This is a genomic window from Streptomyces sp. MK37H (assembly GCF_018035285.1).
GTDB classification, from domain to species: Bacteria; Actinomycetota; Actinomycetes; order Streptomycetales; family Streptomycetaceae; genus Streptomyces; species Streptomyces endocoffeicus.
Genome location: NZ_JAAAYH010000721.1, coordinates 1 through 2,604 on the forward strand (window position 1 = coordinate 1; position 2,604 = coordinate 2,604).

General features: G+C 72.6%; 2 protein-coding genes and 1 riboswitch. Of the genes, one reads left to right on the forward strand and one right to left on the reverse strand.

Annotated elements, in window-relative coordinates:
• Positions 1 to 730 (reverse strand): Fpg/Nei family DNA glycosylase (locus GWI24_RS43190; RefSeq protein ID WP_210951482.1); only part of this gene is annotated, 730 nt, incomplete at its 3' end.
• Positions 731 to 815: 85 nt separating this feature from the next.
• On the opposite strand from GWI24_RS43190, the gene GWI24_RS43195 reads away from it, so the two are divergent.
• Positions 816 to 1,961: a PP2C family protein-serine/threonine phosphatase gene (locus GWI24_RS43195; protein WP_210951483.1), complete on the forward strand. Its 1,146-nt coding sequence runs from the start codon at positions 816 to 818 to the stop codon at positions 1,959 to 1,961.
• 164 nt (positions 1,962 to 2,125) lie between these two features.
• Positions 2,126 to 2,272, forward strand: a riboswitch (SAM riboswitch).
• Positions 2,273 to 2,604: the final 332 nt, after the last annotated feature.

The window sequence follows — 2,604 nt, forward strand, 5'->3', positions numbered from 1 at the left end:
CGCGGCGCAGCGGATTGCCGCAGCGGGGGCAGTGTGGATCCGGATCGTCACGCCGCCCGGTGAGCCAGTCCGGGGCGTCCGGCACCCGCCCCGCCCGTACCGAGGCGCGCAGCACCTCGCGCAGCGCGGTGTGAAGCCGATCGCGCTCGTCGTCGGTCAGCGCGTTCACCGGCCGCAGCGGATGGATCCGGGCGTGCCACAGGATCTCGTCGCCGAGCAGATTGCCGAGCCCGGCGATCACGGCCTGGTCGGTCAGGGTGGCCTTGACGCGTCCGCGCCGCCCTTCCAGCAGCCGGTCCAGATCGGTCCGGCTCAGCGAGAGCGCGTCCGGTCCCTGATCGCCGATGATCCGGTCGATGTCGTCGTCGGTGGCGGCGAGCCAGATGCCCCGGAGTTTGCGCTGGTCCTCGTAGCCGAGGCGGTGGCCGTCGTCGAGGTCGAAGGCGACGCGCTGGAACCGGCCGGCCGGTTCGGAGTCCGCCTCGCAGACCAGCCGCCCGGTCATGCCGAAGTGGAGCACGAGCGTGGGCCCGTCGGTGGGGGCGATCAGCCACTTGCCGTGGCGGCGCGGTGCCGCGAAGCGGCGGCCCTTGACGTCGCGCTTCAGCCGCTGCGCGGTCACCCCGTGCAGCACCCCCGGATCGGCCACCTCCGCCCGCTCGACGCGGCGGCCCTGGGCGCAGGAGGCGAGCGTCCGACGGAACCCCTCGACGTCCGGAAGCTCGGGCATAGCGTCAGGCTACGCCCGGGGCTTCCGTCGTGCGTTGTGGAGAACACCCCCGTTTGGGGGTCTTCATCGGATAAAGTACTCAATTATGCGATTCATGCGTGCCGCCCCGGGGGTGAGCGGTCGCAACCAGACGCTGTTCGCGATCACACGGTGTCTGCCGTTCCTGGTCCTGGCCGCGGTACTCGGCATCGAGTTCTCCCCCGCGCACACCCTCTACACCGGCCCCCTGCTCTCCCCGGCGCCGGCGCTGGCGGCGGTGACCATGGGGCCGGTCGGCACCGGCGGGGTGGCGGTGCTGGCGGGCGTGGTCAGCGCGATCACCGCCATCCACAACGACGCCTGGGGCACCCCGCAGGTGTACACGAATCTGCTGGCCCTGCTGGTGGTGGCGGTGGCGAGCGTGGCGACCAGCGCGGTGCGGGTGGGCCGGGACCGCGAGCTGGCCCATATCCGCCGGATCGCCGAGGTGTCCCAGAACGTGGTGCTGCGGCCGCTGCCCGCCCGGATGGGCGTGGTGAACACCGCCAGCGTCTATCTGGCGGCCGAGCGCGGTGCGCAGATCGGCGGGGACCTCTACGAGGCGATGTGCACCCGCTACGGAGTGCGGCTGATCGTCGGCGATGTGCGGGGAAAGGGGCTGGCCGCGGTGCGGTCCGCCGCGGCCGTCGTGGGCGCCTTCCGGGAGGCGGTGCACTACGAGCAGGACCTCGCCGAGGTGATGCACCGCTGCGCGGCCGCGCTGGCGCGCGAGTACGAGCTGCTGGACCGCTCCCAGCTGCAGGATCCGCAGGAGCTCGAGGAGCAGTTCGTCACCGTGCTCCTCGCCCAGGTGACGGACGATTCGCTGGTCCAGCTGATCAACCGCGGCCATCCGCCGCCCCTGGTGATGCGCGAGGGCGAGGTGCGCTCCCTGGACCCGGCGCGCCCGCTGCCGCCGCTCGGCCTCGAGGAGTTCCTCGGCCCTCCCGCGATCGGCGTCGAGACCTTTCCGTTCCTGCCCGGTGACCGGCTGTTGCTGCACACCGACGGGGTGGTCGAGGCCCGCAACAGCTACAACGAGTTCTTTCCGCTGCACCGGACCATGGAGACGCTGGACTGCGCCACCCCGTCCGAGTACCTGGACGGGTTGCGCCACGCCCTGGTCCGGCACACCGAGGGACGGCTCGCGGACGACGCGGCCATGGTCCTCATCGAGCGGGACATCGGCGGCCCGGACCGGCCGTTCCGCTGAGCCGGTTGCGCCACCCCGGGGCCGGTTGCGCCACCCCGGGGCCGGTTGCGCCACCCCGGGGCCGGTTGCGCCAAGGCGCCGTACATCCGCCGTGCCAGCGGCCCATGTTGGCCACTTCGGCATGGGTTGACGCCCTCGCGGAGCGCGACGACACTGTCAGGGACGGTCACGATTGTCAGCGCCCACCGTGCGGAACCCCCGCTCAGGTGGGTCATCGGCCCCGGCTCGTTGACAGGCAACCCTTCTCCCGCGACGGGGTGCCCCCGGGTGACGACCAGGTTCCGTCGGCGTGGACGGGACAAGCGCGGTCTCGCTGCCTCGCGAGCCCCCGATGATGGGATCGGTGGAGATGCCCAGGATCGACAGCCACGGGGACGGCGCCCGCCGGCGTCCCCGTCCGTTGTCCCCGCTCCGCCGGCTCCGCCTCCTGACCAGACGGCTGCACATCGATCTGCTGCGTATCTGCAGCGCCTCCAGTCCAGCTCTCTGAGTCGGCCCGAGTCGACGCGGTCACCGAGCGCGGTCCCGCGCGCCGGGGGTCGGGTGTGTCCCGGCACCGCCCCGGCGGGTGCCCCGCGCGGGCTTCCCTTCCGTTGTGCCATCGGCGCCGCCCTCAACCGGCGGTGGCCGGGGCTTTTCGTCA

What these genes read in the sequence shown, in the direction of transcription:
- GWI24_RS43195 (WP_210951483.1), top strand. Translation starts at nt 816, where the DNA reads ATGCGATTCATGCGTGCCGCCCCGGGGGTGAGCGGTCGCAACCAGACG.